The 26,855-nt window shown below is 50.4% G+C and carries 26 protein-coding genes and 1 pseudogene; 9 read left to right on the top strand and 18 right to left on the bottom strand.

Annotation, left to right across the window (positions count from 1 at the left end; genetic code table 11):
- Positions 1–6 precede the first annotated feature (6 nt).
- Positions 7–1,107 carry a porin gene (locus tag EC843_RS12290; protein WP_064549281.1) on the top strand — a complete coding sequence of 367 codons (1,101 nt, stop codon included), beginning with the start codon at positions 7–9 and terminating at the stop codon, positions 1,105–1,107.
- A 46-nt stretch (positions 1,108–1,153) separates the two neighbouring features.
- Here EC843_RS12290 and crl read toward each other — a convergent pair whose 3' ends face one another.
- The 3 genes from crl to gpt all read right to left on the bottom strand — a co-directional run bounded on the left by crl (position 1,154) and on the right by gpt (position 3,431).
- Entirely contained in the window at positions 1,154–1,555 is a 402-nt protein-coding gene (gene crl, locus EC843_RS12285) for a sigma factor-binding protein Crl (RefSeq protein ID WP_064549283.1), read from the bottom strand.
- 57 nt (positions 1,556–1,612) lie between these two features.
- A complete protein-coding gene (gene frsA, locus EC843_RS12280) occupies positions 1,613–2,860 on the bottom strand; it encodes an esterase FrsA (RefSeq protein WP_133522312.1) in 1,248 nt (415 codons plus the stop codon).
- Positions 2,861–2,972: 112 nt separating this feature from the next.
- Positions 2,973–3,431, bottom strand: a complete 459-nt coding sequence (gene gpt, locus EC843_RS12275) for a xanthine phosphoribosyltransferase (protein WP_064549286.1) — start codon at positions 3,429–3,431, stop codon at positions 2,973–2,975.
- Between the two features lie 265 nt (positions 3,432–3,696).
- On the opposite strand from gpt, the gene pepD reads away from it, so the two are divergent.
- Positions 3,697–5,154: a cytosol nonspecific dipeptidase gene (gene pepD, locus EC843_RS12270; protein ID WP_064549287.1), complete on the top strand. Its 1,458-nt coding sequence runs from the start codon at positions 3,697–3,699 to the stop codon at positions 5,152–5,154.
- A 97-nt stretch (positions 5,155–5,251) separates the two neighbouring features.
- On the opposite strand, the gene dinB is transcribed toward pepD, so the two are convergent.
- The 8 genes from dinB to EC843_RS12230 all read right to left on the bottom strand — a co-directional run bounded on the left by dinB (position 5,252) and on the right by EC843_RS12230 (position 12,495).
- Positions 5,252–6,307 (bottom strand): DNA polymerase IV, encoded by a 1,056-nt coding sequence (gene dinB, locus EC843_RS12265; protein WP_064549288.1) that lies wholly within the window; start codon positions 6,305–6,307, stop codon positions 5,252–5,254.
- A gap of 109 nt (positions 6,308–6,416) precedes the next feature.
- On the bottom strand, positions 6,417–6,641 hold the full coding sequence (gene nqrM, locus EC843_RS12260; RefSeq protein WP_064549290.1) for a (Na+)-NQR maturation NqrM: 225 nt from the start codon (positions 6,639–6,641) through the stop codon (positions 6,417–6,419).
- A gap of 11 nt (positions 6,642–6,652) precedes the next feature.
- Positions 6,653–7,876 (bottom strand): NADH:ubiquinone reductase (Na(+)-transporting) subunit F, encoded by a 1,224-nt coding sequence (gene nqrF, locus EC843_RS12255; protein ID WP_064549291.1) that lies wholly within the window; start codon positions 7,874–7,876, stop codon positions 6,653–6,655.
- 12 nt (positions 7,877–7,888) lie between these two features.
- Positions 7,889–8,485, bottom strand: a complete 597-nt coding sequence (nqrE, locus tag EC843_RS12250) for an NADH:ubiquinone reductase (Na(+)-transporting) subunit E (protein WP_064549293.1) — start codon at positions 8,483–8,485, stop codon at positions 7,889–7,891.
- 6 nt (positions 8,486–8,491) lie between these two features.
- Positions 8,492–9,130, bottom strand: a complete 639-nt coding sequence (locus tag EC843_RS12245) for an NADH:ubiquinone reductase (Na(+)-transporting) subunit D (protein WP_081908371.1) — start codon at positions 9,128–9,130, stop codon at positions 8,492–8,494.
- Positions 9,123–9,917: a Na(+)-translocating NADH-quinone reductase subunit C gene (locus EC843_RS12240; protein WP_064549295.1), complete on the bottom strand. Its 795-nt coding sequence runs from the start codon at positions 9,915–9,917 to the stop codon at positions 9,123–9,125. Before EC843_RS12240 ends, EC843_RS12245 begins: the two co-directional genes overlap by 8 nt.
- Positions 9,910–11,148 (bottom strand): NADH:ubiquinone reductase (Na(+)-transporting) subunit B, encoded by a 1,239-nt coding sequence (locus EC843_RS12235; protein ID WP_121814250.1) that lies wholly within the window; start codon positions 11,146–11,148, stop codon positions 9,910–9,912. The genes EC843_RS12240 and EC843_RS12235 overlap by 8 nt, the downstream gene beginning before the upstream one ends.
- 3 nt (positions 11,149–11,151) lie before the next feature.
- Complete coding sequence (locus EC843_RS12230; protein WP_133522311.1) at positions 11,152–12,495, bottom strand: Na(+)-translocating NADH-quinone reductase subunit A; 1,344 nt, start codon at positions 12,493–12,495, stop codon at positions 11,152–11,154.
- Between the two features lie 486 nt (positions 12,496–12,981).
- Here EC843_RS12230 and dpaA point away from each other — a divergent pair, with 486 nt between their 5' ends.
- Positions 12,982–13,719, top strand: a complete 738-nt coding sequence (dpaA, locus tag EC843_RS12225; protein WP_064549301.1) for a peptidoglycan meso-diaminopimelic acid protein amidase — start codon at positions 12,982–12,984, stop codon at positions 13,717–13,719.
- Here the strand turns inward: dpaA and EC843_RS12220 are convergent.
- Both EC843_RS12220 and lpcA read right to left on the bottom strand, forming a co-directional pair.
- The gene (locus tag EC843_RS12220) at positions 13,690–14,457 is read right to left on the bottom strand and encodes a class II glutamine amidotransferase (RefSeq protein ID WP_064549303.1); all 768 of its coding nucleotides are present in this window, start codon (positions 14,455–14,457) and stop codon (positions 13,690–13,692) included. The two genes, dpaA and EC843_RS12220, sit on opposite strands and share 30 nt — an antisense overlap.
- Positions 14,458–14,620: 163 nt before the next feature.
- A complete protein-coding gene (gene lpcA / locus EC843_RS12215) occupies positions 14,621–15,202 on the bottom strand; it encodes a D-sedoheptulose 7-phosphate isomerase (protein WP_133522554.1) in 582 nt (193 codons plus the stop codon).
- 213 nt (positions 15,203–15,415) lie between these two features.
- Between lpcA and fadE the strand changes: the two genes are divergently transcribed.
- Both fadE and EC843_RS12205 read left to right on the top strand, forming a co-directional pair.
- Positions 15,416–17,860 carry an acyl-CoA dehydrogenase FadE gene (gene fadE / locus EC843_RS12210; protein WP_121814252.1) on the top strand — a complete coding sequence of 815 codons (2,445 nt, stop codon included), beginning with the start codon at positions 15,416–15,418 and terminating at the stop codon, positions 17,858–17,860.
- Positions 17,861–17,969: 109 nt separating this feature from the next.
- On the top strand, positions 17,970–18,737 hold the full coding sequence (locus EC843_RS12205; RefSeq protein ID WP_064549306.1) for an amidohydrolase: 768 nt from the start codon (positions 17,970–17,972) through the stop codon (positions 18,735–18,737).
- A gap of 2 nt (positions 18,738–18,739) precedes the next feature.
- Here EC843_RS12205 and uraH read toward each other — a convergent pair whose 3' ends face one another.
- The 5 genes and pseudogenes from uraH to EC843_RS12185 all read right to left on the bottom strand — a co-directional run bounded on the left by uraH (position 18,740) and on the right by EC843_RS12185 (position 23,180).
- Positions 18,740–19,075, bottom strand: a complete 336-nt coding sequence (gene uraH, locus EC843_RS12200; protein WP_064549308.1) for a hydroxyisourate hydrolase — start codon at positions 19,073–19,075, stop codon at positions 18,740–18,742.
- Entirely contained in the window at positions 19,072–19,590 is a 519-nt protein-coding gene (gene uraD, locus EC843_RS24815; protein ID WP_243739145.1) for a 2-oxo-4-hydroxy-4-carboxy-5-ureidoimidazoline decarboxylase, read from the bottom strand. The genes uraH and uraD overlap by 4 nt, the downstream gene beginning before the upstream one ends.
- Positions 19,573–20,826: pseudogene (hpxK, locus tag EC843_RS12195) on the bottom strand (allantoate amidohydrolase); the annotation flags it as partial. The pseudogene hpxK and the gene uraD, both read right to left, overlap by 18 nt.
- On the bottom strand, positions 20,826–22,067 hold the full coding sequence (locus EC843_RS12190; protein ID WP_133522310.1) for an alanine--glyoxylate aminotransferase family protein: 1,242 nt from the start codon (positions 22,065–22,067) through the stop codon (positions 20,826–20,828). The pseudogene hpxK and the gene EC843_RS12190, both read right to left, overlap by 1 nt.
- Before the next feature lie 273 nt (positions 22,068–22,340).
- Positions 22,341–23,180: a MurR/RpiR family transcriptional regulator gene (locus tag EC843_RS12185; protein ID WP_064549348.1), complete on the bottom strand. Its 840-nt coding sequence runs from the start codon at positions 23,178–23,180 to the stop codon at positions 22,341–22,343.
- A 115-nt stretch (positions 23,181–23,295) separates the two neighbouring features.
- Here EC843_RS12185 and EC843_RS12180 point away from each other — a divergent pair, with 115 nt between their 5' ends.
- The 4 genes from EC843_RS12180 to hpxZ are packed head-to-tail and all read left to right on the top strand — an operon-like array spanning position 23,296 to position 26,851.
- Positions 23,296–24,882: a gamma-glutamyltransferase gene (locus tag EC843_RS12180; RefSeq protein WP_133522309.1), complete on the top strand. Its 1,587-nt coding sequence runs from the start codon at positions 23,296–23,298 to the stop codon at positions 24,880–24,882.
- A gap of 10 nt (positions 24,883–24,892) precedes the next feature.
- Positions 24,893–25,081: an oxalurate catabolism protein HpxX gene (hpxX, locus tag EC843_RS12175; RefSeq protein ID WP_121814255.1), complete on the top strand. Its 189-nt coding sequence runs from the start codon at positions 24,893–24,895 to the stop codon at positions 25,079–25,081.
- Positions 25,078–26,457 carry an AtzE family amidohydrolase gene (locus EC843_RS12170; protein ID WP_133522308.1) on the top strand — a complete coding sequence of 460 codons (1,380 nt, stop codon included), beginning with the start codon at positions 25,078–25,080 and terminating at the stop codon, positions 26,455–26,457. Before hpxX ends, EC843_RS12170 begins: the two co-directional genes overlap by 4 nt.
- Positions 26,458–26,467: 10 nt before the next feature.
- Positions 26,468–26,851, top strand: coding sequence for an oxalurate catabolism protein HpxZ (gene hpxZ / locus EC843_RS12165; protein WP_064549318.1), 384 nt, complete (start codon positions 26,468–26,470; stop codon positions 26,849–26,851).
- The last annotated feature ends 4 nt before the right edge of the window (positions 26,852–26,855 follow it).

Here is a 26,855-nt window from a genome sequence, read left to right as displayed (position 1 = left end):
TGAAAAATGAAGAAAAGCACATTGGCAGTAATGGTATTGGGTTTTCTGGCATCATCAACATATTCGCATGCAGCGGAAATTTATAATAAAGATGGCAACAAACTCGACCTTTACGGAAAAGTAAAAGCTGAACACTATCTAAGTGATAACAAGTCTGTAGATGGCGATCAGTCTTATGTACGTATCGGTTTTAAAGGTCAGACACAAATTAATGACCAATTAACGGGTTTTGGTCAGTGGGAATATCAAGTTGCTGCTAACAAAATTGAAGGTGATGCGAATACAACCAAAACTCGTCTGGCGTTTGCAGGGTTAAAAGCAGGTGATATTGGTTCCTTCGATTATGGCCGTAACTACGGCGTTCTTTATAACATCGCCTCTTACACCGATATGATGCCTGAGTTTGGTGATGACTCTTACACTAAAACCGATAACTTCATGACGGGCCGTGCAAACGGTGTGGCAACCTATCGTAATAACACCTTCTTTGGTCTGGTTGATGGCCTGAAACTTTCCTTGCAGTACCAGGGGAAAAACGAGAATGACGGGCGTGCGACCAGTAAGCAAAACGGTGACGGTTTTGGTACTTCCTTGTCTTATGACATTGCTGATACTGGCCTGACTATTGGTGCGGGTTACTCTAACTCCAACCGTACTTTGGCACAGAAAAACCTGGCCGTGGGCACTGGTGATAATGCCGAAGCCTGGACCACTGGTTTGAAATACGATGATCACAATGTTTATCTGGCAGCAATGTATGCAGAAACACGTAATATGACACCCATTTCCGGCACTGCATCTATTAATGGTGTAAACAGAAGCATTAGTGGTTTCGCAAATAAAAACCAGGCGTTCGAAGTTATTGCACAATATCAATTTGACTTTGGTCTACGCCCTTCTTTGGGTTATGTCCAGTCTAAAGGTAAGGATATTGAAGGTGTGGGTGATGCGGATTTGGTTAAATATATTGATATTGGTGCCACGTATTACTTCAATAAAAACATGTCAGCTTTTGTTGATTACAAAATTAACCAACTGAGCGACGACAATGCCCTAAATCTGAACAGCGATGATGTTGTCGCATTAGGTTTAGTTTATCAGTTCTAAGATTCGGGTAAAAAAAAAGTCCCCACCTGGCCGGTGGGGACTTTTTTTATGCTGATAACTTTACCGGTTTTTCCGTAAAATCTTGTGCCGGAACTAATCCAAGACCCAATGTACTTAATAACTCACGCAAGCGCTCATGGAAACCACGCAGTGTTTGCTCAAGTCTTTCATCCACTTCTTTATCTTTCGCGGCCGTCGCAGTCCATTTACCGTCTTTGTCGAACAGACCAAACTGCCAGGTATAGGTAAATTGTTTTTCCTGAGCTTCCAACTCCATCCACCAGCCCCAGAATTCACGTTTCTCTGGTGCAGGCTTCACATTGACGCACACAGCCAGGCAATCGAAGAAGAAACGGTTATCTTCACATTGCTCTTCCCGGATATATGGGCCAAGCGAGGCAAATTTTTTAATCAATCTACTTTTCGGGTGTCCACTTGGTAACGTCATTCCGATCTCCTGTTGTGAAGCATCTGTTTTACCAAACCAATGAAATTTAGCAAATCATTAACGTAATCTCTGCTTGATCCATCCGGTAATTTCTTTCAGAGCTTTGTCAAAGTTTTGATACACCGGGTTAAACGGTATAGCTAACAACTTACCATCCGCAGATGACGAAGTAATTAATCGGGAATCGTCTTCCGGGCTGAACGGATCATTCGCCCAGTAACCAGATAACATCGGTGTTGGACAATGACGCCCCAATAGACCCTGTGTTTTTAACGAGTAGCGGTTTAACTCCACACGTAACGCGTTGTCAGATGCATCGTGCATTCCCAGGCGGCTCGCCAGCACATCAATATACATCTCTGGAACCTGAGCCTGGCGTGATGCATCACTCAATAAACTGTGAACAACCGGCCCAAGACATGCGACGGCTTTCAAACGAGGTGCTTCGATATACCCCAAACGCACTGCAACATTTGCACCGAATCGGAAACCGAACGCCGCCACACGGGTGTGGTCAATCCAGGGGATGTTGGGTAGAGCTTTTAAAACATGCTGGTGTAAAAGACTAGAATCCTGAGTCAGTTTCCATTTTGAAGAAAATCCGACCGACGGCATATCGATGGTTAACATCGCGATACCTTCAGGTGCAAAATATTTCTCAAACAACGTGTAATAATCGCTTTGCAGCGCATCCAAACCTCCACAAATTAGCACCGTCGGGAATGGACCGTCACCTTCTTTAGGAACATGGAGGAACCCAGTGATTGCACCACCACCTGGAATAGCAAACTCCAATTCACGCAAGCCGCCGGAAAGACGTGGCGCAGCTTCTTCATAGGCACGGTTTGCCAGAACTTGCGCCTGTTCTGCCAGTTGGTCGCCTTTCAGGTGCGGATAGGCGGCAATGCTGTAAAGATTGGCAGCCTGTAGCCAATATTTTCCACTAAGAACTATATCTGTTTCCTGATTGGCCCGCTGCTGCCAAAGCATTGCTTGCTTCGACCATTCAAAAATCCAGTTGCCGCTGCGATAACCGACCACGGTATCAAACAGACTGTCATTGGTACGTTCTGCTGTATTAACCGTAATGCGAGCTTGCACCTCAAGGATTTCGCGTGGATCGACACCACGCCATACCCACAGCAGGCGGTTAATCATTCGATACCAGTGAGGGACAGATTTACCATCCAGCGCAGACTGGATAACGGGGGCAGTTTGATGTTGAGCACGACGAACTAAAGTCGACGTCTCGGGATGTTTAAATCGGGGTTTAAATAGCGTTTCGCTAAGATTGGTCTGTACCATCGCTTCTGCCTCCATACAAACGTCAGGAATGCAGCTATTGTACTCTGTCGGCAACTAAATAACACAAACGCCCGGCGATGCCGGGCGTAAATCAGTGCATATTCTCAGGCTATTAACGACCAGCCAACGGTGGTACAAACACCACGCCCATATCCCACGGCTGCTCAATCCAGGTGTCCTGAGGGATATCAACGACGTAATCGTCAACCAACGGCTGGCCAGCAGGCTTAGCGAAGATCGTAACGAAATGCGCTTTTGGATACATTTCACGGATAGCCACTGCGGTGCCACCGGTATCAACCAGGTCATCAATAACGATGAAGCCTTCACCGTCACCTTCAGCACGTTTCAGCACGGTCAGTTCACGCTGGTTGTCGTGGTCATAGCTGGAGATGCAAACGGTATCAACATGACGAATCCCCAGTTCACGTGCCAGCAGTGCGCCAGGAACCAGGCCACCACGGCTAACGGCAATAATGCCTTTCCACTGTTCAGCAGGAAGCAGACGGCTTGCCAGCTTACGCGCGTGAATCTGCAACATGTCCCAGGTGACGATGTATTTTTCGCTCATGTGAAATTATCCCAGCCAGTTATTAACGGCTTAAAAATGTTCAAAGGGGTTTTGGTTGCGCGAGATTATAGAGATCTGGCGCACTAAAAACCAGTGCTGTAGGCTCGCCGCTTTCGTTTTTAGGTGCTTTTGATCGTCATAACGTTAGTTAAAGTGGTATTCTCAGGCCAGCACACAATGCTTACTTGTGGTGTATTTCATTTAGATCAATCCTGGTCTCTGTTAACCAATATGGTCTGCAGAGTCGATGTCAAGGAGACTTATCGTGTCTGAATTGTCTCAATTATCTCCGCAACCGCTGTGGGATATTTTTGCCAAAATCTGTTCCATTCCGCACCCTTCTTATCATGAAGAACAACTTGCGGAACATATTCTGTCCTGGGCAAAAGAAAAAGGCCTACATGTAGAGCGTGACCAGGTCGGTAATATCCTGATCCGTAAACCTGCGACAGCGGGCATGGAAAACCGTAAAGCGGTGGTCCTGCAGGCTCACCTGGATATGGTGCCGCAGAAAAATAACGACACTGTCCATGATTTCACCAAAGATCCGATTCAACCGTATATTGACGGTGAGTGGATCAAAGCACGCGGTACGACGCTGGGCGCTGATAATGGTATTGGTATGGCGTCCGCACTGGCAGTGCTGGCCGATGATTCGGTATCTCATGGCCCATTAGAAGTTCTGCTGACCATGACCGAAGAAGCGGGAATGGATGGGGCTTTTGGTCTGCAAGCGGGCTGGTTACAAGCTGATATTCTGATTAACACCGATTCTGAAGAAGAAGGTGAGATCTATATGGGCTGTGCAGGTGGGATTGATTTTATCTCCACGCTGCCACTGCAACGCGAAGAGATTCCTGCCGGTTACGAAACATTTAAGTTGACCATCAAAGGCCTGAAAGGCGGTCACTCCGGTGGTGAAATCCATCTGGGTCTGGGCAATGCAAACAAATTGCTGGCTCGCTTCCTGTTTGCTCACACAGCAGAACTGGATGCTCGTCTGATTGATCTGAACGGCGGTACACTGCGTAACGCGATTCCACGTGAAGGCTTTGCTACTCTGGCTGTTCCGGCAAACAAAGCTGCACAGCTGAAGTCGTTGTCAGATGAATTCCTGTCGATTCTGAAAAATGAACTGGCGGCAGTCGAGAAAAACGTCACTGTACTGCTGGATTCAGTCACCACAGACAAGAAAGCACTGACAGCGAAAAGCCGTGACACTTTCCTGAGCCTGCTGAACGCCACGCCAAACGGTGTCATCCGTAATTCCGACGCAGTTAAAGGTGTTGTGGAAACCTCACTGAACGTGGGTGTGGTCACAATGAATGATGAAAGTGCAGAAATCATCTGCCTGATTCGTTCATTGATTGATAGCGGCAAAGACTATGTCGTTGGCATGCTTCACGCTCTGGGTCAGCTTGCTGGCGCACAAACCGTGGCCAAAGGCAGCTATCCTGGCTGGCAGCCGGATGCAAACTCACCGGTAATGCACCTGGTGCGTGAGACTTACCAAAAACTGTTCAACAAGACCCCTAACATCATGGTCATCCATGCGGGTCTGGAATGTGGTCTGTTTAAAAAACCTTACCCGGATATGGATATGGTTTCTATTGGGCCGACCATCACAGGTCCACACTCTCCGGATGAACAAGTTCATATCGAAAGCGTAGGCCAATACTGGATTCTGCTGACAGAATTGCTGAAAGCTATTCCAGTTAAGTAAGTTCTAAACGCCCTCACCCTAACCCTCTCTCCCAGGAGAGGGAACTTGTTTGGTTTTCTCCTTCTCCTGAGGGAGAACGCCGGGATGAGGGCTTTTTTTATAGCCCCAACACCAATTGGCGCTCCATCTGCGGGTCCAGTAAAGTCACATGTAACCCCACCAGCCTGACTCCCCGCCCTCCTCGCCGTTCTTCCCACGTTTGCTTCGCAATAGCGATTAAATCGGCTTTATTCAGCTGAGGCCAGACATGTTCCTGAGTCGTTTGCTGGAAATCATTAAACTTAAGTTTGATACCCTGGCGGGCAATCAATAAATCAGGTTTTACCTTTTTCAAACGGCGTTCAAGTTCAGGATAGAGTTGCTCAATAATAGCCTCACACTCCTGCCACTGATGAATATCTTCCGCGAGTGTTTTTTCAACTCCGACAGATTTACGTTGCCGCTCATTGTTAATCTCGCGTTCATCTATACCCTGACTACGCTCCCACAGTACACGGCCAAATTTGCCAAACCGCTTGAGTAACGAAGCTAAATCCGTTTTCTGCACATCGGCACAGGTGCGCAACCCAAGGCTTTCCAGTTTGCCCGCTGTAACTTTCCCTACGCCGGGGATTTTTCCAAGCGGTAAGGTTTGCAAAAATGCTGGAATCTCCTCGGGAGTGATCAAGAACTGCCCGTTAGGTTTATTGAGGTCAGAGGCAATTTTGGCGAGGAATTTAACCGGTGCAATACCAGCCGATGCGGTGAGATTAAGTTCATCTGAAATAGTCTGGCGAATTTCCCTGGCCATGAGAGTTGCAGAACCATGGCAGTTCGGGCTATCAGTGACATCCAGATAAGCCTCATCAAGTGACAGCGGTTCGATAAGCGTTGTGTAGCGGCTAAAAATTTCCCGGATATGATTTGAAGCTTCTTTGTAAGCATCAAAACGTCCAGGAAGCAGTGTCAGATGTGGGCATAACTTGAGAGCCATTGCAGTCGACATCGCGCTGTGCACACCAAATTTTCTAGCGGGATAATTTGCCGTACTAATGACACCGCGCCTTTTCGCACTACCTCCAATAGCTATCGGAATATCCCGCAGAGTTGGGTTATCACGCATTTCTACGGCGGCAAAAAAGCAGTCCATATCGACATGAATGATTTTACGCATACTTGTTCGCACCAGTTATATTACTGGATAAGTATACAGTTAAAATAATTAAGGAGGAAAGTCTTCAATGGAAAGAAAACCTCCCGACGATGCGGGAGGTTTTACTGGTTTACAGGATGCGGTTCTGCTGAAGTTTTGCTTGCCGCTCAGCCCTTGCGATACGCTTCTTACGAGCATCACAGGGTTCAGGGCAGTTACAAACTTTCTCCATGCCTAACGCGGCAATACCACCACAGCTACCCTGAAGCGATTTGCGCTTCACAATAACGCCCAGTGACATTCCAAAGATCACCAGTAGAAAAATAACGAAGGTGGCTAAAAATACTGTCAGCATAAACGCTCCTGTCAGCCGCCAAAGTCATCTAGCATGATGTTGTCATCCTCAACACCCAAATCTTTGAGCATTTTGATAACCGCGGCATTCATCATAGGTGGCCCACACATATAGAACTCACAATCTTCTGGTGCCGGATGGCTACGAAGATAGTTTTCAAGCAATACGTTGTGGATGAAGCCGGTGTAACCAGTCCAGTTGTCTTCTGGTTGCGGATCTGAGAGCGCCACATTGAACGTGAAGTTCGGGTTTTCCTGAGCCAGTTTTTCAAACTCTTCTTCGTAGAACATCTCACGCGAAGAGCGAGCACCGTACCAGAAACTCATTTTTCGCGTGCTATGAAGACGTTTAAGCTGGTCAAAAATGTGTGATCGCATTGGTGCCATACCTGCACCACCGCCGATGAACACCATTTCAGCGTCCGTCTCTTTAGCAAAGAACTCACCAAATGGACCGGATATTGTCACTTTGTCGCCCGCTTTTAACGACCATATATATGAGGACATAATCCCCGGAGGCGCATCAGGCACATTCGGCGGCGGAGTAGCGATACGCACGTTCAGCATGATAATGCCTTTCTCATCTGGATAGTTAGCCATTGAGTAAGCGCGAACGCATGGCTCTTTAACCACCGACTTGAAGCGGAACAGATTAAACTTATCCCAGTCGCCACGGTATTCCTGAGGAACATCGAAGTCCTGGTAGTTAACCTCATGCGGTGGACTTTCAATCTGGATATAGCCACCAGCACGGAACGGCACAACATCACCATCAGGGATACGCAGTTTGAGCTCTTTAATGAAGGTGGCTTTGTTATCATTAGAGATAACTTCACACTCCCATTTCTTAACACCAAAGATCTCCTCTGGCAGCTCAATTTTCATGTCCTGCTTAACAGCAACCTGGCAGGCAAGACGGCAACCTTCTTTCGCTTCACGCTTGGTGATATGCGAAAGCTCAGTAGGCAGAATATCACCACCGCCCTCTTTTACGGTCACGCGGCATTGCCCGCAAGAACCACCGCCACCACAAGCCGAGGAGATGAAAATCCCCTGACTTGAGAGTGTGTTGAGCAGCTTATCACCCGCGGGTGCATGAAACTGTTTGTCTGCTTCGTTGTTAATCTCAATCAGCACATCGCCGGAGTTAACGAGCTTTGACTTGGCAAACAAAATCAACAGCGCCAGAGCCAAAACAATTAGCGTGAACATCACCACGCCAAGAATAATTTCCATACGTTTTCGCCCTTATAGCTGCACACCGGAGAATGACATAAAGCCCAGTGCCATCAATCCAGTGGTGATAAAGGTAATTCCTAAGCCACGCAATCCTGCGGGCACATTGGCATATTTCATCTTCTCGCGGATCCCTGCCATCGCGACAATTGCCAGCATCCAACCCACACCTGAGCCGATACCATAAACAATTGATTCACCGAAGCTATAGTCACGCTGCACCATAAACGACACGCCACCAAAGATCGCGCAGTTAACGGTGATGAGCGGCAGGAAGATACCTAACGCGTTGTAGAGAGCCGGGAAGAAACGATCGAGGATCATTTCGAGGATTTGTACCAGAGCGGCGATCACACCAATGAAGGTAATGAAGTTAAGGAAGCTAAGGTCAACACCTTCGACCAGCGCGCCGTCACGAAGAATCAGGTTATAAACAAGATTGTTCGCCGGAACGGCAATCCCTAAAACAACGGTCACCGCTACACCCAAACCGAATGCAGTGGAGACTTTCTTAGACACCGCCAGGAAGGTGCACATACCAAGGAAGAACGCGAGCGCCATGTTCTCAATAAACACTGCGCGAACAAACAGACTAATCATATGTTCCATAATCAGTTAGTCCTTTTCCTGTTGCGCAGGCTTAAGCGTACGCAAGGCCCAGATAAGCAGGCCGATAATAAAGAACGCACTTGGCGCGAGCAGGAACATACCGTTTGGCTGATACCAACCACCGTTCTGCACCGTTTCCAGTACCGTGATACCAAACAATTTTCCACTACCAATGAGTTCACGCAGGAAGCCAACCAGCAGCAATATCACACCATATCCCAAGCCATTACCGATGCCATCCATGAAGCTTGCCAACGGTGGCGACTTCATGGCGTAAGCTTCAGCACGCCCCATAACGATACAGTTAGTGATGATCAGGCCGACGAAGACCGAAAGCTGCTTGGAAATCTCGTAGGCGTAAGCACGCAGAATCTGATCCACAACGATAACCAACGAAGCAATGATCGCCATCTGCACGATGATTCGCACACTGTTTGGGATCAGATTGCGGATCATCGAAATGAACATGCTGGAAAATGCCGTTACCACGGTTACTGCGATGGTCATAACGAATGCAGTTTCCAGTTTCGTGGTCACTGCCAGCGCCGAACAGACCCCGAGTATTTGCAAGGCAATCGGGTTGTTATCCACCAAAGGACTCACCAGTACCCGTTTGACCTCTTTCATGTCTGAAATATCAGCCATTGTTGAGCGCTCCTTCACGAACGTGTTTCAGGAACGGGCCAAAACCAAGTTCACCCATCCAGAAATCAAAAGTGTGTTGTACCCCGTTTGCCGTCAGTGTGGCACCGGATAAACCATCTACCCCATACTCATCCCCCTGACGTGCACCACCTTTCACTAAGCGGATCGCTGGCTGCCCATTGTCATCAAGCAGTTTTTTACCAATCCACTGCGCACGCCAGTTCGGGTTTTCAACCTCACCACCCAGACCTGGGGTCTCACCCTGATCATAGTAAGTAATGCCTTTTACCGTACGGCCATCGGTTTGCAGAGAAACAAAGGCATACATCATCGACCACAAGCCTTTGCCATAAACTGGCAACACGACTTCCTGCACTTTATTTTGCTCATCACGCACCAGATAAATTTCGACGATATTGCTGCGCTGCTTTATCCCGGCACGGTCGTCACTTGAATCAAGCGTGATGCTCTGTGTTGGATCACGGAGTGCTGCAGCCTGGTCAAATTTTGAGGAATTTTTATCCAGTAGTTCACCACTCTTTAGGTCTAACAAGCGCGGTGTAATGCGTGACTCATAGATTGATTTGACATCTTCGCCGGTCATTTTGGGTGTTGCTAAGCCTGCAACATCCAGGATGTTACGTTGCTTATCGAGCGCTTTCTGCTCTTGCTGGCGAGCTTTAAGCCCTACAGCCGAGCCTGCCACCACGACGGAACACACCAGGCAAAGCACCAGCACCACCAGCAGTGTTCTGCCGATGCTATCGTTACTTTTCACTTCAGCCACGCGACTTCCTCCGCTTGATATTGGCCTGCACCACCAGGTAATCGAACAGTGGCGCAAAGAGGTTGGCGAACAAGATCGCCAGCATCATCCCTTCTGGATAGGCTGGGTTGACGACACGAATCAAGACACACATCACCCCGATGAGTGCCCCGTACCACCATTTACCTTTGTTGGTAAACGAGGCAGAAACAGGGTCGGTCGCCATGAACATCATGCCGAAGGCAAAACCACCCAGCACCATATGCCAGTACCACGGCATAGCAAACAGCGGGTTAGTTGCAGAACCGATGAAGTTAAACAGGGTGGCTGTCGCAATCATGCCGAGCATCACCCCCGCGACAATGCGCCAGGAAGCCACGCGGCCAAACAGAATAATCGCACCACCAATCAGAATCATCAGTGTTGAAACTTCACCAATCGAACCAGGAATGTTGCCAAGGAAAGCATCCATCCATGTGACAGGTTGACCGGTTCCTACATTCACCAGGCCTTCGCTACCGCCGTTCGCCCACTGGGAAAGAGGAGTTGCACCTGAGAAACCATCTGCCGCAGTCCACACCAAATCACCTGAAATCTGCGCAGGGTATGCGAAGAACAGGAAGGCGCGGCCAGCTAATGCCGGGTTTAGGAAGTTACGGCCTGTTCCACCGAAGATCTCTTTAGCGATAACCACACCGAAAGTGATACCGAGTGCGGCTTGCCAAAGTGGTAGCGTTGGAGGAACCACCAGCGCAAACAGAATAGAAGTGACAAAAAAGCCTTCGTTAACTTCATGTTTGCGGATGATCGCAAACATGACTTCCCAAAAACCACCCACCAAAAATACAGTGATGTAGATTGGCAGGAAGAAGACCGCCCCGAGGGTCATCATGCTGAGCCAGCCAGCATCCGGCGTAAAGTTCACTCCGAGCCATTGGGCAACAACATAATGCCAGTCAGATGAAATCACCTGTTGGAGCTGTTCTGCACCGTACATTTTGTTCAGTGCGGGAATGGTTTGTAGCCCGACGTTGTACATGCCCCAGAACATGGCTGGGAATACCGCAAACCACACCAGGATCATCATGCGTTTCAGATCGATAGCATCACGAACATGGGAAGCTCCAGGCGTAACGATGCCTGGTGTATAGAACAATGTCGCCGTAGCTTCAAAGAGTGGGTAGTATTTTTCTAGCTTTCCGCCTTGAGTGAAATGCGGCTCTAGTTTTTCAAATAAATGCTTCAAGCCCATGACTTATCCTTCCTGCTCGATGCGGGTTAACACCTCGCGTAGCACTGGACCGTATTCATACTTCCCAGGGCAAACATAGGTACAAAGCGCTAAATCTTCTTCATCCAGCTCCAGACACCCCAACGCCTGAGCGCTGTCGGTATCCCCCGCCAGTAAATCGCGCAATAACATCGTTGGCAGAATATCCAGCGGCATCACACGTTCATAGTTGCCGATTGGCACCATTGAGCGCTCACCACCATTGGTATCTGTTGAGAAGTTAAAGAGTTTCCGCTTCAGGAAGTGGCCGACGGTGGTACGGGTAATTGAATATTTATCAGCACCCGGCATAACCCAACCAAATAGCTCTTTTTCACGCCCTTCTTTCAGCACGGTAACCTGCAGGTGGAAACGACCAAGCCAGGCTAGCGGACCAGCAGCCATTGTTCCACTTAACACCGAACCCGAAACAACGCGGTTTTCGCCTTCTTCCAGCTCACCCGCCGTAAGCACATCGAGCGAAGCACCCAGGCGCGTGCGAATCAGGCGCGGCTTTTTAACCTGCGGGCCAGCTAACGCAATAACGCGTTCGGTCCACAGCTCGCCTTCCACGAACAATTTGCCAATGGCAATCACATCCTGGTAATTCAGGTGCCAGACCATTTTTTGCAAACTAACCGGTTCGAGGAAGTGGATGTGTGTGCCCACTAACCCAGCGGGATGAGGGCCAGCAAACTCATTGAAAGTCACTTGCCCAACAGGATGACCACCGAGCTTACCGCCCCCCGCCTGACAGACGTGGACTTTGCCATCCGTCAATCGGGATAGCAGGGTTAAACCGGCGTCAAACATTTCGCGGTGGGCGCGAATAATGGGTTGTGGGTCAGCCGCCAGCGGATTGGTGTCGATAGCGGTGACAAAAATGGCGGCAGGAACGCTTGCGGGTTGTGGGGCTTTGCTGAATGGACGAGTCCGCAGCGCAGTCCACAAACCGGAAGCTAATAATTGCGACTGAACGGTCTCACGCGGCAGTTTGGCAAGGCTGTCTGGTGCAAAACGTTCGAAAACGACCTGCTCATCACCTTGAACCTCAATAACCAGAGATTGCAGCACTCGACGCTCGCCACGGTTAATCGCTTTTACCGTTCCACTTGCAGGTGCAGTAAAGAGTACGCCTGGGTTCTTTTTATCTTCGAAGAGTGGCTGGCCTTTCAATACCTTGTCGCCCTCTTGCACCAGCATAGAAGGACGCATGCCCACATACTCTTCACCGAGCAGGGCCACTAAGGGTATCGCTGGGCCGTCATGAATTTGCTGTTCCGGCAAACCGGCAATAGGCAAATCCAGACCTTTTTTGATTTTTATCATAAGGTTATCACGTTTAAAATTGGCTTAAACATACCGACAAAAACTGTAGCCGACAACGGATGGGTCGAAACAGGGTTCAACCGATGCGACACATAAGGCAGATTAAAAATGGAAACGCATCCGTTCACTATTGCGAGAGGGAGTGCTAAGTCGCCCTTATGATCGGGACAACTGACTTATGGATAGTTTCCGTTCTAATCCGCAGGTCAACATTCGCGGGGGATTTTAGCATCAATAGGGCCTGGAATGGCGAGAAATCGACACTCCGATATGCAGCAATGCGAGCTGTTACGCAAAAAGTTAACTTACAGGGTTTATCTATTATCAGATAAACGTTAGATATGTTGCTAAATGCTTCGTATCAAGCTTGCGAAAATTCATAACGGTGCTAATGTTGAGCGCTCCTAATCCAGAGCATTCTGATTTCGGGTCTCTTATTTTGCCGTCCTGGCATTTGGTATAAGTCTTATCAAGGAATAAAGCAGTATGCGTAAGATCGCACTCATTATTGCGATGCTTCTGATACCGTGCATGTCGTTTGCCAGCTTATTGAGCGGCAATACGTCAACCACGCCTGTCAGCAAAGAATTCAAGCAACAACTTATGGGCTCTCCTGTTTATATTCAGATATTTAAGGAAGAGCGCACACTAGAGCTATACGTAAAGATGGGCGAACAGTTCCAACTGCTCGACAGCTATAGCATCTGTAACTATTCCGGTGGGTTAGGTCCAAAACAGCGTCAGGGTGATTTTAAGAGTCCTGAAGGTTTTTATAACGTGACCCGCAACCAGCTCAAACCTGATAGCCGCTTTTATAAAGCCATTAACATCGGCTTCCCAAATGAGTTTGATCGCTCACATGGTTATCAAGGCCAATATCTGATGATTCACGGTGCTTGCGTGTCTGTTGGCTGCTATGCCATGACTGACAGCAACATTGATGAGATTTTCCAGTTTGTTACCGGGGCACTGGTGTTCGGCCAGCCAAGCGTGCAAGTTAGCATTTATCCGTTCCGCATGACTGACGCCAATATGGAACGCCACAAGTATTCGTACTACATCAACTTCTGGAAACAACTGAAGCCGGGCTATGACTACTTTACGGCAAATCACCAGCCACCAGGCGTTTCTGTTATCAGCGGTAATTACGTGATTAGTAAGCCGGTTGTGCCAACGACACAACCACAGCTGGCATCAAACTACGCGCTCCCCGAGACAAAATAATTCCGACTCACCTGGTGCAATCTTGTGCCAGGTTTCGTTTCCTGTCAGAGGTTGAGTCGCGATGACCGTGACCACATCATTGAGTGTGGTCTCTTCCTGAAAATCGATTTCCACATCCTGGTCCAACAGTTTTGCCACGCCAAAGGGTGCCCGTCGGGTTATCCAGTACAGGTTCGTGGAACAGAACGCCATCACGTAGCGCCCATCCGACAACAACATATTAAACACACCTTTCTCGCGCAATTGCCCCGCAAGTTCGGTGATGTAACGGAACACTGCCTGCATATTGCCAGGCGTTCGTGGATAACGTTGTGTCAGCTTATGCAGCAGCCAGCAAAATGCTTGTTCACTGTCAGTTTCACCGATTGGACGGAACGGCCCGGTATCAAGAGAGCGATGACCTTTAAGCTGGCCATTGTGGGCATAAGTCCAGTTACGGCCCCATAGTTCACGCGTAAACGGATGGGTATTCTCGAGCGCCACTTTACCGCGGTTTGCCTGACGAATATGTGCGACTACTGAACAGGATTTGATCGGATAATCCTGCACAAGTTTAGCAATGGGTGAATTAAAGCTGGGTTGCGGATCTTTGAACGTGCGGCAACCTTTACCTTCATAAAAGGTAATTCCCCAGCCATCTTTATGTGGCCCTGTTCCACCGCCACGCTGTACCAACCCAGTAAAACTAAAGCAAATATCCGTTGGTACGTTGGCGCTCATCCCGAGCAGTTCGCACATATTAACCTCCCACTACTCATTCTTTTGTTTTCACCTTCTCCCTGGGAAGAAGGCAGGGATGAGGGCGACCCGAACCTGAGGGCAAACTCAATATTCAGGTGCCATCTTTTCCCCCTCACCCTAACCCTCTCCCTGATGGAGAGGGAACAAGATCAGGCAGAACTTAAGCTTTAACCATCTCTTTTTCGATAAGCTGGATCAGGATGTGAATCACTTTAATGTGAATTTCCTGAATGCGGTCAGCGTAACCAAAGTGCGGAACGCGAATTTCAACATCCGCAGCGCCATCCATTTTGCCACCGTCTTTCCCGGTCAGGGTAATGACTTTCATGCCTTTCGCACGCGCAGCTTCAATGGCTTTAATCACGTTGCCGGAATTACCTGAAGTGGAGATCCCCAGCAGCACGTCACCTTCACGCCCAACCGCTTCAATGTAACGAGAGAATATATACTCGTAGCCAAAATCGTTGCTCACACAAGAGATGTGGCTGACATCAGAAATAGCGATTGCCGGGTAGCCTGGGCGGTTTTCACGGTAGCGACCTGTCAGTTCTTCAGCAAAGTGCATTGCATCGCAATGTGAGCCGCCGTTACCGCATGACAGCACTTTGCCGCCTGCTTTGAAGCTATCAGCCAGCAGTACTGCTGCACGCTGAATCGCGTGAATGTTAGCGTCATCTTTCAGGAAGTTAGCCAGTGTTTCTGCTGCTTCATTCAATTCGTTACGAATAAGATCCTGGTACATGAGGATGTCCTTCAGCATTTTTCGATTGATTAACCCAAGCAGTTTACCGGATAGCGCGAGAAGCGCCATAACCTCCTTCTTTTGCAGTTCTGTGCGGTAACAATGTGAGCAAGGTTGTAATTATTTTGTGAACATATTGCTAAAAAAAACCACATGAACTAAAACCAATACATCCAAGTGGTCAGACCTCCTACAAGCAAGGGAGTTTCCTATATGTTGATTTTGAGTATTGTTGCAACGGTTGTTCTCCTCGGTGTGCTTTTCTATCACCAGGTCAATTTACTGCTCAGTAGCGCAATTTTGCTGGTGTGGACGGCAGCGCTTGGTTTCGCCGGTATCTGGTCAATCTGGGTGCTCGTTCCGCTGGCGATAATTCTGGTGCCGTTCGTCTTTACACCAATGCGTAAATCTTTAATTTCCGCTCCGGTATTCCGTAGCTTCCGTAAAGTCATGCCACCAATGTCACGTACTGAAAAAGAGGCTATCGACGCCGGTACAACCTGGTGGGAAGGTGACTTGTTCCGCGGTAAACCAGACTGGGAAAAACTGCATAACTACCCGCAGCCAAAACTGACTGAAGAAGAACAAGCCTTTATCGATGGCCCGGTTGAAGAAGCCTGCCGCCTGGCGAATGACTTCCAAATCACACACGAAATGGCAGATTTACCGCCAGAGTTGTGGGCTTATTTAAAAGAACATCGCTTCTTCGCGATGATCATCAAGAAAGAGTACGGCGGCCTGGAGTTTTCTGCTTACGCGCAATCTCGCGTACTGCAAAAACTGTCTGGTGTTTCCGGCATTCTGGCGATTACCGTAGGTGTGCCTAACTCATTAGGTCCAGGCGAACTGCTGCAACATTACGGTACTGAAGAACAGAAAGATCATTACCTGCCACGCCTGGCTCGTGGGCAAGAAATCCCTTGCTTTGCATTAACCAGCCCAGAAGCCGGTTCTGATGCAGGCGCGATTCCTGATACCGGCGTGGTTTGCATGGGCGAATGGCAAGGTCAGCAAGTTCTCGGCATGCGTCTGACCTGGAACAAGCGCTACATCACGCTGGCACCTATTGCCACTGTTCTGGGGCTGGCATTTAAATTGTCGGATCCGGACCATTTGCTGGGCGATGAAGAAGAACCAGGCATTACCTGTGCGTTAATTCCAACTCACACTCCGGGAGTGGAAATTGGTAAACGCCACTTCCCGCTCAATGTGCCATTCCAGAACGGTCCAACTCGCGGTAAAGACATTTTCGTACCGATTGATTACATCATCGGTGGTCCGAAAATGGCCGGTCAGGGCTGGCGTATGCTGGTGGAATGTCTGTCCGTTGGCCGCGGTATTACACTGCCTTCCAACTCTACCGGTGGTTTGAAATCTGTGGCGATGGCAACGGGTGCTTATGCTCATATCCGCCGTCAGTTCAGAATCTCTATCGGCAAAATGGAAGGGATTGAAGAGCCACTGGCACGTATCGCGGGTAACGCGTATGTGATGGATGCAGCCGCTTCACTGGTGACCTACGGCATCATGCTTGGCGAAAAACCAGCGGTTCTGTCTGCCATCGTGAAGTATCACTGTACCCATCGTGGCCAACGCGCCATTTTGGATGCGATGGATATTGTCGGCGGTAAAGGCATTATGCTGGGCAATTCTAACTTTGTGGCACGAGCTTATCAGGGCGCACCTATCGCCATTACCGTGGAAGGCGCAAACATCCTGACTCGCAGCATGATTATCTTCGGCCAGGGTGCTATTCGTTGCCATCCGTATGTTCTGGATGAAATGACGGCGGCGCAAAACAATGACGTTAACGCGTTCGATAAGTTGTTGTTCAAACATATCGGCCACGTCGGCAGTAACAAAATGCGCAGCCTGTGGCTGGGTCTGACCAACGGCCTGACCAGCGCCACACCGACTAACGATTCAACCAAACGCTACTATCAGTATATGAACCGGCTGAGTGCCAACCTGGCGTTGCTGTCTGATGTATCGATGGCCGTGTTAGGCGGTAGCCTGAAGCGCCGTGAACGTATCTCGGCTCGTCTGGGTGATATTCTGAGCCAGCTGTACCTCGCTTCTTCAGTACTGAAACGTTATGACGACGAAGGCCGTAACGAAGCGGATCTGCCGCTGGTTCACTGGGGCGTTCAGGATGCGTTGTATCAGGCAGAACAGGCGATTGACGATCTGCTGCGTAACTTCCCGAATGCGTTCGTGGCTGGCATGTTGCGTGTGGTTATCTTCCCACTTGGCCGCCGTTACGATGCACCATCGGACAAGCTGGATCATAAACTGGCGAAGATCATGCAGATCCCATCAGCGACACGTTCACGCATTGGTCGCGGTCAGTATCTGACGCCAAGCGAGTTCAACCCGGCAGGTCTGCTGGAAGAAGCACTGATGGACGTAATGGCTGCCGAGCCAATCCATCTGCGCATCTGCAAAGAAACCGGGCATAACCTGCCATTCACTCGCCTGGATGAACAAGCGAAACAGTGGCTGGCGGAAGGCAAAATCAACGCAGACGAAGCGGCGATCCTTACCAAAGCCGAAGCAAGCCGTCTGCGCAGTATTAATGTCGATGAGTTCGAACCGGAGGAGCTGGCAACCATGCCAGTAAAGGTGCCGGAAAAGCATCGTAAGATTGAAGCCGCATAACACTCGATAGTTTAAAAAACCCCGTTCGCGGGGTTTTTTATTGCCCAACAAAAGGCAGTTAACTCATGCTAAAGTGAATGAAAGACTGTTTATCATGAGGCTTCCGATTGTGTCTGGTTTGAAAATTACCGTTCTGCAACAACCGCTAGTCTGGATGGATGGCGCAGCCAACTTACGTCAGTTCGATGTGCTGTTAGATGGCATTCATGGCCGTGACCTGATTGTCTTGCCGGAAATGTTCACCACCGGTTTTGCCATGGAAGCCGCCACTCAGTCGCTCGCCGAAGAGGAAGTGATTGACTGGATGCAGTTTAAAGCCCAGCAAACGCAGGCGATGATTGCCGGAAGCGCAGCGCTGCAAACTGAACGCGGACCGGTGAACCGCTTTCTTCTTGTTCAGCCGGACGGCAAAGTCCATTTCTACGATAAACGTCATTTATTCCGCATGGCGGATGAGCATCATCATTATCAGGCGGGTGAAGAGCGCGTTGTGGTCGAATGGCGTGGTTGGCGTATTTTGCCGCAGGTCTGTTATGACTTGCGTTTCCCGGTATGGTCACGCAATCGCAACGATTATGACTTAGCCCTGTATGTCGCAAACTGGCCAGCACCACGTTCGCTGCACTGGCAAAGTTTGCTGATCGCTCGTGCGATTGAAAACCAGGCGTATGTTGCTGGCTGTAACCGTGTCGGCACTGATGGAAACGGGCATCATTACCGTGGCGACAGCAAAATTATTAACCCGCAAGGCGACATTCTGGCAAATGGTGAAGCCCATAAAGCGATGCGCCTGGATGCCGATTTGTCGCTGATTGCCTTGCAGGAATACCGTGAGAAATTCCCTGCCTGGCAGGATGCCGATCCGTTTATCCTTTAGTATTAGCTTCCCCGATACGTCGACCACGACCACGGGGAAATCAAAAATGGCAGGTGATAATGCCCGCCATTTTGCGTAATCACGAAATCGATTTGCGCGGAGGGATACAACGTTTCTCTGTTCGTCGCCGCAAAATACTGGCCGATTTCTGCAGTCAGACGATAGCGCCCTGCCGCTAATGGCGATTGAGTGAAATCCTTCAAACGCCCATCAACATCCGTAACACCCTGAGCGATAATTACCCAGGTTTCTGCGTCCTGTTGTTCCAGGCGAATCACCACATTGACCGCCGGTTTTCCCAACGCAGTATCCAGAATATGCGTACTCAATTGGCTCATTGTGCAAACACTCCTTCCAGACGCAACAAGGTGATTTGGCGTAGTTGTTCCAGAGCTTCCACTTCTTCTTCCACGGCGGAGTTTTTCAGGCGGCGGTAGAGTTCACCCAGAATTTCTTCACCGCAGCGCCCCTTGGCGCGAATCAAAAACACGCGCCCAAACTGCGCTTCGTATTCGGTATTTCCCTGCGCCAGAGCCACAATTAACGCACTCTTTTGCCCATCAACAGCGGATTGTTCATTTTTTGAAAGCGCCGCTTCTTTGCTGTTGCCTTGCGCCTTTTCGCCAATCCGTGGATGGGCGCTCAGCGCCTGATTCAGCTCAGTCGTTCCCCAGTCATCGGTCAATTGCGCAGCATAATGCTGCAACACGTCGATGGCTGAAAATGGCCGCGCAGCCACTAAATGCTCAGCCCACGCGGGTATCGCAACGCATGGCGTGATAAGGCTAAGCGCTTCATGCTCTGGCGCTTCGTTAAATTCTGCCAAAGCATTTTTCGCAGCCAGCGCGATCACCGTTTGCGTATAAGCCTGAACTGCCTGCATCACATCCGCTTCCATCACCGACTCAGCCGGATGGTGGCTGATCCCGCGGTCACAACGCACAAACAACATGCCTGAAGGCCAGCATTCAGCAACCGCAATGGCATCATGCCCTGCCCCACTTGGTAGCGACAAACTGCGGCCTTGCACCGTAGTAATTGCGGAACTTAGCTGCTGCTGTAAATGAACATCACATGGCGTCGCCGGAATCGAATAATAGGTTTCAGCACTGAACGCAACTTCACGCGAGGCGGCGATTTTATCGGCCTCGTTTAAGAGATTTTCCAGCAACGCTTCGAGGTCAGAATCTCGCGGGCTGCGGATATCCAGAGTGAGTTGAACTTCACCGGGGATGACATTCGCCGCACCGGGTAAACATTGTAGCGACCCGATAGTGGCGACAATGTCTGGGGCATAAGCGCGCGCTGCACTTTCAACGAAGGTCATCCAGGCCACCGCCGCCGCAAGCGCATCTTTACGAATCACCATTGGCACCGTGCCTGCATGCCCTGCTTCACCCGTGAAGCGGCACTTTAAACGACGAGCGCCGTTGATGGCTGTTACCACGCCAAGTGCCAGGTTTTCACGCTCCAGCACCGGCCCTTGTTCAATGTGTAACTCAAGATAAGCGCTGAATTCTTCCGGGCGACGTGCCGCACTGTGAATCCGCGACGGATCAATACCTGCATTCACTAACGCCTGAGCAACACTGATTCCCGCTGCATCTTCACAGGCTAGCCAATTATCCGGCCATGTTCCGGTAATCCCACGGCTCCCCAACAACGTGATACCAAAACGCGTCCCTTCTTCATCAGCAAAGCCGACGATTTCAATCGCCTGCTCAAGCTGGAGATCGTGCTGATACAAGAAGGCGACAACTTCCAGTGCGCTTAACACCCCTAACATGCCATCGTAACGCCCGGCATTGCGCACGGTATCCAGATGTGACCCTAGCAAAATCGCCTGAGCACCTTCTCTTGCACCTTCGTAGCGCCCGCAAATATTCCCTACCGCATCCTGCCAGGTGGTCATTCCGACCTGTTCCATCCAACTGGCGACCAAATGGTTGGCACGTAAATGTTCGGTTGAAAGGTAGACACGCGTTAACTGGCCCGGGGTTTCGCTAATTTGCGCCAGCTCATCTGCTCGCTGCATGACGCGTTTCGCGGCCAGACTTGCCTGTACGGCATTCATCGCAAGTTTTACCATCAGCGATTTTCCTGAGAATAGACATCCCACGCCGCCTGCATTGCAGCCCCTTGCGTCGTTTTAAAACCGAGGCGATTCAAGACGGCTTCAAGCGCGGTCAACGTTTGCATCACGCAATCTTTACGCGCGTTATAACCCATGCTGCCAATGCGCCAGATTTTGCCTTGAAGCGGGCCGAAAGAGGTGCCGATTTCGATATGGAAATCATCCAGCAGCATTTTGCGCACTTCTTCGCCGTGGACGACAGATGGGATCACCACGCCCAGTACGTTATTCATTTTATGTTGCAGATCGCCGAAGGTTTCCAGACCCATGCCCTGAATCCCGGCCACCAGCGCACGTCCGTGCAACTCGTGGCGAGCGATGCCCACATCCAGACCTTCTTCGAGAATAATGCGCGCGCATTCACGTGCGGCGAACAGCATGCTGGTGGCTTCAGTATGGTGGTTGAGGCGTTCCGGTCCCCAGTAATCCATCACCATGCCGAGATCGAAATAATTCGAGTAGATCATTTCGTCATCGCCATCCTGGTGTGCAGAGGTGCGGATCCCTTCTTCGATACATTTACGGCGGCGAATCACTTGTTCCATTTGCGGGCTGAGAGTGATGGGAGAACTACCAGATGGGCCGCCAAGGCATTTTTGCAGCCCCGCCGAAACGGCATCTAATCCCCATGCGTCGGTTTCCAGCGCGTTGCCGCCAAACGAAGCGGTCGCATCGGTATAGAACAACACGCCGTGGCGGCGGCAGATTTCGCCCAGTTCAGCCAATGGCTGCAACATAGTCGTAGAAGTGTCGCCCTGAACGGTCAGCAGTAAACGGGGTTTAACACTTTTGATAGCATCTTCGATTTGGTCAGGTGTAAACACTTCGCCCCACGGCACTTCGATGGTGTGAACTTCAGCGCGGCAGCGGCGGGCAATTTCACATAGCAGATGACCAAAACGCCCAAACACCGGCACCAGCACTTTGTCACCAGGCCGAATAGCCGAAAGTAGAATTGCTTCAATGCCGGAACGGGAAGTGCCGTCTACCAGCATCGTCCAGCGGTTTTGGGTACGGAAAAGCTCGCGATACAGCACCATCACTTCATTCATATAGCCGGTCATGACCGGGTCATATTGCCCAATTAACTGGCTCGCCATGGCGCGTAATACACGCGGATCGGCATTAATGGGTCCCGGCCCCATCAATAAACGATGAGGTGGATTAATTTGTGTGAAGTGCTGAATATCGAACATGGCATTTCCTTTTATTCTGCGTGAAACAAAAGATTCTTAATGAAAATATTCTGCAACTAATGTGCCACCAATTTTTGTGAAAGACAAAAGAAGAAAAGAGACAGATGACATACCTCTTCGTAGGTCGGATAAGCAGCAGCGTCATCCGACAAAAGCGGCGAAAATGGTGGATGACGCTACCGCTTATCCACCCTACAAAAACCCGTTCACTGACTCTTCATCTCTGAACCAGAATGGTTCCCATGATGCGTGCAAATGCACCACTAAAGTGCATTACCGTTGTTCCAGCTCATCCAGTTCGGAATACAACTCAGCAATATGATGAATACGCTGGCGACCGGTGGTAAGCGCCTCGTGGAGTACCGCATTAGACAACAAGTTCACCAGGCTCATCGCGCTGCTATAGCTATCAAAAGCTGAAACGCTATCAAGCGGTGCTGCAAAGTGCCAGCGGCAGAATGGCGTAAGACCTGAGCCTTGCGCTTCGCTCATTACCAGCAACGGTATCTGGCGCTTATGCAGGTTTGCCAGCAATGGCTTGATAATTCTCGGCCTTCTGCGAAACGCAATAGCAATAACGCAATCCTGCTCACTGATATCCACCACTTCTTCTGCCAGCGTCTGGCCCGGTTGCGGCAGTAACCAGACATCGTTGCGAGTCTGCAATAACTGTTGGCGCAAATGCGTCGCCACTGGCCATGAATTCCTTAAGCCAATGATGAAGATACGTTTTGAGGTATTAATCGCACTCACGACATCGGCAAATTGCTGCGTATCCAGCAGGCTAACCCACTGCGTCAGGTTGGCCATTTCTTGCTTATAATGTCGTGCTAATAAGGTGTTTCCCTGCACTGCATCGCGGTTTTCTGTCAGCGGCATTCCGCTCTGGCGCAAGGTACGTAACTCTTCACGCATATCTTTGTAACGGTCATAGCCCAAACGCTTAAATAAACGGCTAACCGTGGCTTTTGATACGCCAGAAAGGCGAGCAAGTTCCGCGCTGTTGTAGCTAATCAGGTCGTCAAAATGATCGAAAATAAATGTGGCAACACGTTGTTCTTGCGGAGAAAGCTGCTCATATGTCGCTCTTAAACGCTCATCTAATTGTTTCATTATGACCTCTGTAACTTTTGTTTCACTCGAGCCTGGCACAGTGAAATCAATCGCGTCAACCTGGAACATCTTTTGCTTAAAGATAACCCCGTCTTCCATTCTGAGAGATAACACGATGATGCAAAGCAATATGGCACCTTCCGGCATGGCGGTGACTCCGCACCATTTGGCCAGTGAATCCGCATTATCCGTGCTACGCCACGGGGGGGACGCCATCGAAGCGATGGTCGCGGCGGCGGCAACTATCGCCGTAGTTTATCCGCATATGAATGGTATTGGCGGGGATGGCTTTTGGTTGATCGTGCCGCCAGAAGGCGAACCGATTGCCATTGATGCCAGCGGTGCAGCAGGTTCGCTTGCCTCACTGGAGTTTTACGCCGGTGAAAACGCAATCCCACATCGTGGCCCAAAAGCGGCATTAACCGTACCTGGCACGCTAAGTGGTTGGGACGAAGCGCTAAAAATTGCCGGGCAACTCGGTGGCGGGCAATTACCTCTCTCGCGTTTATTGGCTGACGCCATCCGCTATGCGGCAGATGGTATTCCGGTGACCCAATCTCAGGCGCTCGCCACACACAGTAAATATGACGAACTGGTTAACATCACCGGTTTTGCCGAAACCTTTCTGGAACGAGGCGAAATCCCACGCGCGGGCAGCCGGTTTACTCAACCACGGCTGGCCGAAACGCTGACACGCCTGACCGTTGAAGGGCTTGATAGCTTTTATCGCGGGCCATTAGCCACACTGCTTGCCGAAGAACTCGCTGATTTAGGGATGCCGATTAACTTACAGGACCTCGCCGCCCAGCGTGCAAAACGCCGTATTCCGCTGCATCTGCACCACCAGCAGGGTGAGATTTATAATATGACACCGCCAACGCAGGGCCTGGTTTCACTGGCGATTCTGGGGATCACCGACCATTTAGAGATGGCGCAAGCCAACGAAACCCAAACGGTTCACCGTATCGTCGAGGCCACTAAAAAAGCCTTCGCCCTGCGCGACAAATACATCACCGATCCTCGTCATATCACGACATCAATCCAAAGCCTGTTAGATCCCGCGCCACTTGCGGCGCTGGCCGCAGAAATTGATGACGGTAAAGCCGCAAACTGGGGAACCGGAAAAGGCCCTGGCGACACTGTCTGGATGGGCGTGATTGATAGCAGCGGCCTGGCCGTTTCGTTTATTCAAAGCATTTATCACGAGTTCGGAAGCGGCGTGGTTCTGCCAAAAAGCGGTGTGCTGTGGCAAAACCGTGGCGCAGCCTTCAGCCTCAACCCCGATAGCCTGTTAAGTCTTGCGCCCGGTAAACAGCCGTTTCACACCCTGAATCCGGCAGCGGCCCGCCTGGCTGATGGACGGACGATGGTGTATGGCTCGATGGGCGGCGACGGGCAACCGCAAACCCAGGCAGCTATTTTTACCCGCCATGTGATTCAGGGTATGCCGTTACAGGAAGCCGTTAGCGCCCCGCGCTGGTTACTGGGCAGAACCTGGGGGCAAGCCTCAGACAGCCTGAAATTAGAAGCCAGATTTAGCCAGGAGACTTTCGACACCCTGCGCCAGTTAGGGCATGAAGTTGAGTCTCTGCCAGATTTTAGTGAAGCCGTCGGCCATGCGGGTGCAATTGTGCGCTATACCAATGGCATGCTTGAAGGGGCTTACGACCCGCGCAGCAACGGCAGCGCGGCAGGATTTTAAGGAGGTAAAAATGACATTAAATTCTATCGACTGGCCCGCATACATCAAAGTCATGGAACAACTTCTCAACGTTCCACTCGATGAAGCACGCCGTAAAGAACTTGAAATACAACTGGCTCGCATGGAGACCCTGGCAGAACCGTTAATGGATTTTCCGCTACCGCAACGCCAGGAAGTCGCCGGAGTCTATAAATTATGAGCGAACTTTCCATTCGCGATATTCAGCAAGGATTAGCCAGCGGCGAGTTTTCAGCTCAGGAATTGGCCCGGCTTACACTGGAAAAAATCACACAGGCTAATCCCGAGATTAATGCTTTTACCGAAGTGACCGCGCAGCGTCTGCTACAAGAAGCCGAAGCCATTGATCAACAGTGCGCACGTGGTGAAACACTGCCGCCATTAGCGGGTGTGCCTTATGCGGTAAAAAATCTGTTTGATATTAAAGGGGTGACGACGCTGGCTGGCGCAGAACTGTTTAGCTCGCAACCCCCGGCAAATAGCGATGCATTTGCCATCAAACAACTGACTACTGCCGGAGCCATGCTTTCAGGCGCACTGAATATGGATGCCTACGCTTACGGTTTCACCACCGAAAATAGCTATTACGGCGCGACCCGCAACCCACATGATCTGGCACGAATTGCCGGAGGATCATCCGGCGGTTCTGCGGCTGCCGTCGCGGCTGGCATGGTGAACTTTACGTTGGGTACCGATACTAACGGATCGATTCGCGTGCCAGCTTCGCTGTGTGGTGTGCTCGGGCTAAAACCGACATTTGGGCGGCTTTCACGCAGCGGCAGCCAACCTTTTGTTGCCAGCCTCGATCATATTGGCCCGCTGGCGCGTAACGTCGACGATCTGGCTCGCGTGTACGATGCCCTTCAGGGCGCGGATCCAAGCGATCACTTTCAGTCCATACGCAGCATCGATCTGACCAGTGAAAAACTGCAACCGGCTGGAAGTTTGCGTTGCGCGGTTCTGGGCGGTTTTTTTGATGACTGGTGTGACGCCGACGCCAAAGCGGCGGTGACTCAGGTCGCTCACACTCTGGAGGCGCTCGAGTCTATTTCAATGCCGGAAGCTGAATTAGCACGCTCGGCGGCATTTTTGCTCTCGGCAGCCGAAGGGGGAAATCATTACTTGCCCGCATTGCGCGAGCACGCTGAACAGTTTGAGCTGAATTCCCGCGAGCGCCTTTTGGCTGGCGCCATGACGCCATCAGCCTGGTACACACAGGCACAAAGGTTTCGGGCATGGTTCCGTGATAAAACACTGCCGCTTTTCAAGCAATACGATCTGCTCATCGCACCCGCGACACCTTGCAGCGCCACGCTAATAGGCCAGCAAACAATGCGGATCAACGGGGCAGACCTTCCCGTCAAAGCCAGTATGGGAATGCTGACACAACCCATTTCCTTCCTCGGCCTGCCGGTTGTGACGGTGCCATTAGCCACTGCCCATGGCAGCCCAATTGGTGTGCAACTCATTGCCGCGCCCTGGCGAGAAGATATCTGCCTGAGAGCCGCCCATCAGCTTGAAATAAAGGGTATGCTGATGGGAAAACCCACCAGGTAAGGTAAATACTATGATGCGTGACAATATTGATCGTCCTGCCATCGTCAATGAGGTAAGCGCTGCGTTTTACCGCTACGAACAGGCGTTAATTAGCAACGATGTCGCCGTATTAGATGAATTATTTTGGTCCGATCCCCGCACCGTTCGCTACGGTGCCAGTGAAAATCTGTATGGAATCGACGAGATCAGAGCGTTCAGGAATACCCGCTCTACTCAGGGGTTAGAGCGGCTGTTGCAAAATACCACCATCACAACTTACGGTGATGACATGGCGGTGGCCAGCACTGAATTTACTCGCGAAGGCAGTGACAAAATTGGCCGCCAGATGCAGACCTGGGTCAAGTTCCCCTATGGCTGGCGGATAGTCGCCGCACACGTCAGTATCATGAGCTAAGCTG

Source organism: Buttiauxella sp. JUb87 (genome assembly GCF_004361975.1).
In the GTDB taxonomy this organism is placed as follows: Bacteria; Pseudomonadota; Gammaproteobacteria; order Enterobacterales; family Enterobacteriaceae; genus Buttiauxella; species Buttiauxella ferragutiae.
Note: the sequence above shows the minus strand (reverse complement) of the source record. Positions and strands in the feature narration are given on the sequence as shown.

Bases quoted from the DNA above. Each gene is read 5' to 3' on its own strand.
- nqrF (WP_064549291.1), bottom strand. From the start codon at position 7,876: ATGGAAATTATTCTTGGCGTGGTGATGTTCACGCTAATTGTTTTGGCT.
- nqrE (WP_064549293.1), bottom strand. From the start codon at position 8,485: ATGGAACATATGATTAGTCTGTTTGTTCGCGCAGTGTTTATTGAGAAC.
- EC843_RS12180 (WP_133522309.1), top strand. From the start codon at position 23,296: ATGATGCAAAGCAATATGGCACCTTCCGGCATGGCGGTGACTCCGCAC.
- fadE (WP_121814252.1), top strand. From the start codon at position 15,416: ATGTTGATTTTGAGTATTGTTGCAACGGTTGTTCTCCTCGGTGTGCTT.
- crl (WP_064549283.1), bottom strand. From the start codon at position 1,555: ATGACGTTACCAAGTGGACACCCGAAAAGTAGATTGATTAAAAAATTT.
- nqrM (WP_064549290.1), bottom strand. From the start codon at position 6,641: ATGCTGACAGTATTTTTAGCCACCTTCGTTATTTTTCTACTGGTGATC.
- EC843_RS12245 (WP_081908371.1), bottom strand. From the start codon at position 9,130: ATGGCTGATATTTCAGACATGAAAGAGGTCAAACGGGTACTGGTGAGT.
- lpcA (WP_133522554.1), bottom strand. From the start codon at position 15,202: ATGTACCAGGATCTTATTCGTAACGAATTGAATGAAGCAGCAGAAACA.
- EC843_RS12235 (WP_121814250.1), bottom strand. From the start codon at position 11,148: ATGGGCTTGAAGCATTTATTTGAAAAACTAGAGCCGCATTTCACTCAA.
- frsA (WP_133522312.1), bottom strand. From the start codon at position 2,860: ATGGTACAGACCAATCTTAGCGAAACGCTATTTAAACCCCGATTTAAA.
- hpxX (WP_121814255.1), top strand. From the start codon at position 24,893: ATGACATTAAATTCTATCGACTGGCCCGCATACATCAAAGTCATGGAA.
- hpxZ (WP_064549318.1), top strand. From the start codon at position 26,468: ATGATGCGTGACAATATTGATCGTCCTGCCATCGTCAATGAGGTAAGC.
- EC843_RS12185 (WP_064549348.1), bottom strand. From the start codon at position 23,180: ATGAAACAATTAGATGAGCGTTTAAGAGCGACATATGAGCAGCTTTCT.
- EC843_RS12190 (WP_133522310.1), bottom strand. From the start codon at position 22,067: ATGTTCGATATTCAGCACTTCACACAAATTAATCCACCTCATCGTTTA.
- dpaA (WP_064549301.1), top strand. From the start codon at position 12,982: ATGCGTAAGATCGCACTCATTATTGCGATGCTTCTGATACCGTGCATG.
- EC843_RS12170 (WP_133522308.1), top strand. From the start codon at position 25,078: ATGAGCGAACTTTCCATTCGCGATATTCAGCAAGGATTAGCCAGCGGC.
- EC843_RS12220 (WP_064549303.1), bottom strand. From the start codon at position 14,457: ATGTGCGAACTGCTCGGGATGAGCGCCAACGTACCAACGGATATTTGC.
- EC843_RS12290 (WP_064549281.1), top strand. From the start codon at position 7: ATGAAGAAAAGCACATTGGCAGTAATGGTATTGGGTTTTCTGGCATCA.
- gpt (WP_064549286.1), bottom strand. From the start codon at position 3,431: ATGAGCGAAAAATACATCGTCACCTGGGACATGTTGCAGATTCACGCG.
- EC843_RS12230 (WP_133522311.1), bottom strand. From the start codon at position 12,495: ATGATAAAAATCAAAAAAGGTCTGGATTTGCCTATTGCCGGTTTGCCG.
- dinB (WP_064549288.1), bottom strand. From the start codon at position 6,307: ATGCGTAAAATCATTCATGTCGATATGGACTGCTTTTTTGCCGCCGTA.
- uraH (WP_064549308.1), bottom strand. From the start codon at position 19,075: ATGAGCCAATTGAGTACGCATATTCTGGATACTGCGTTGGGAAAACCG.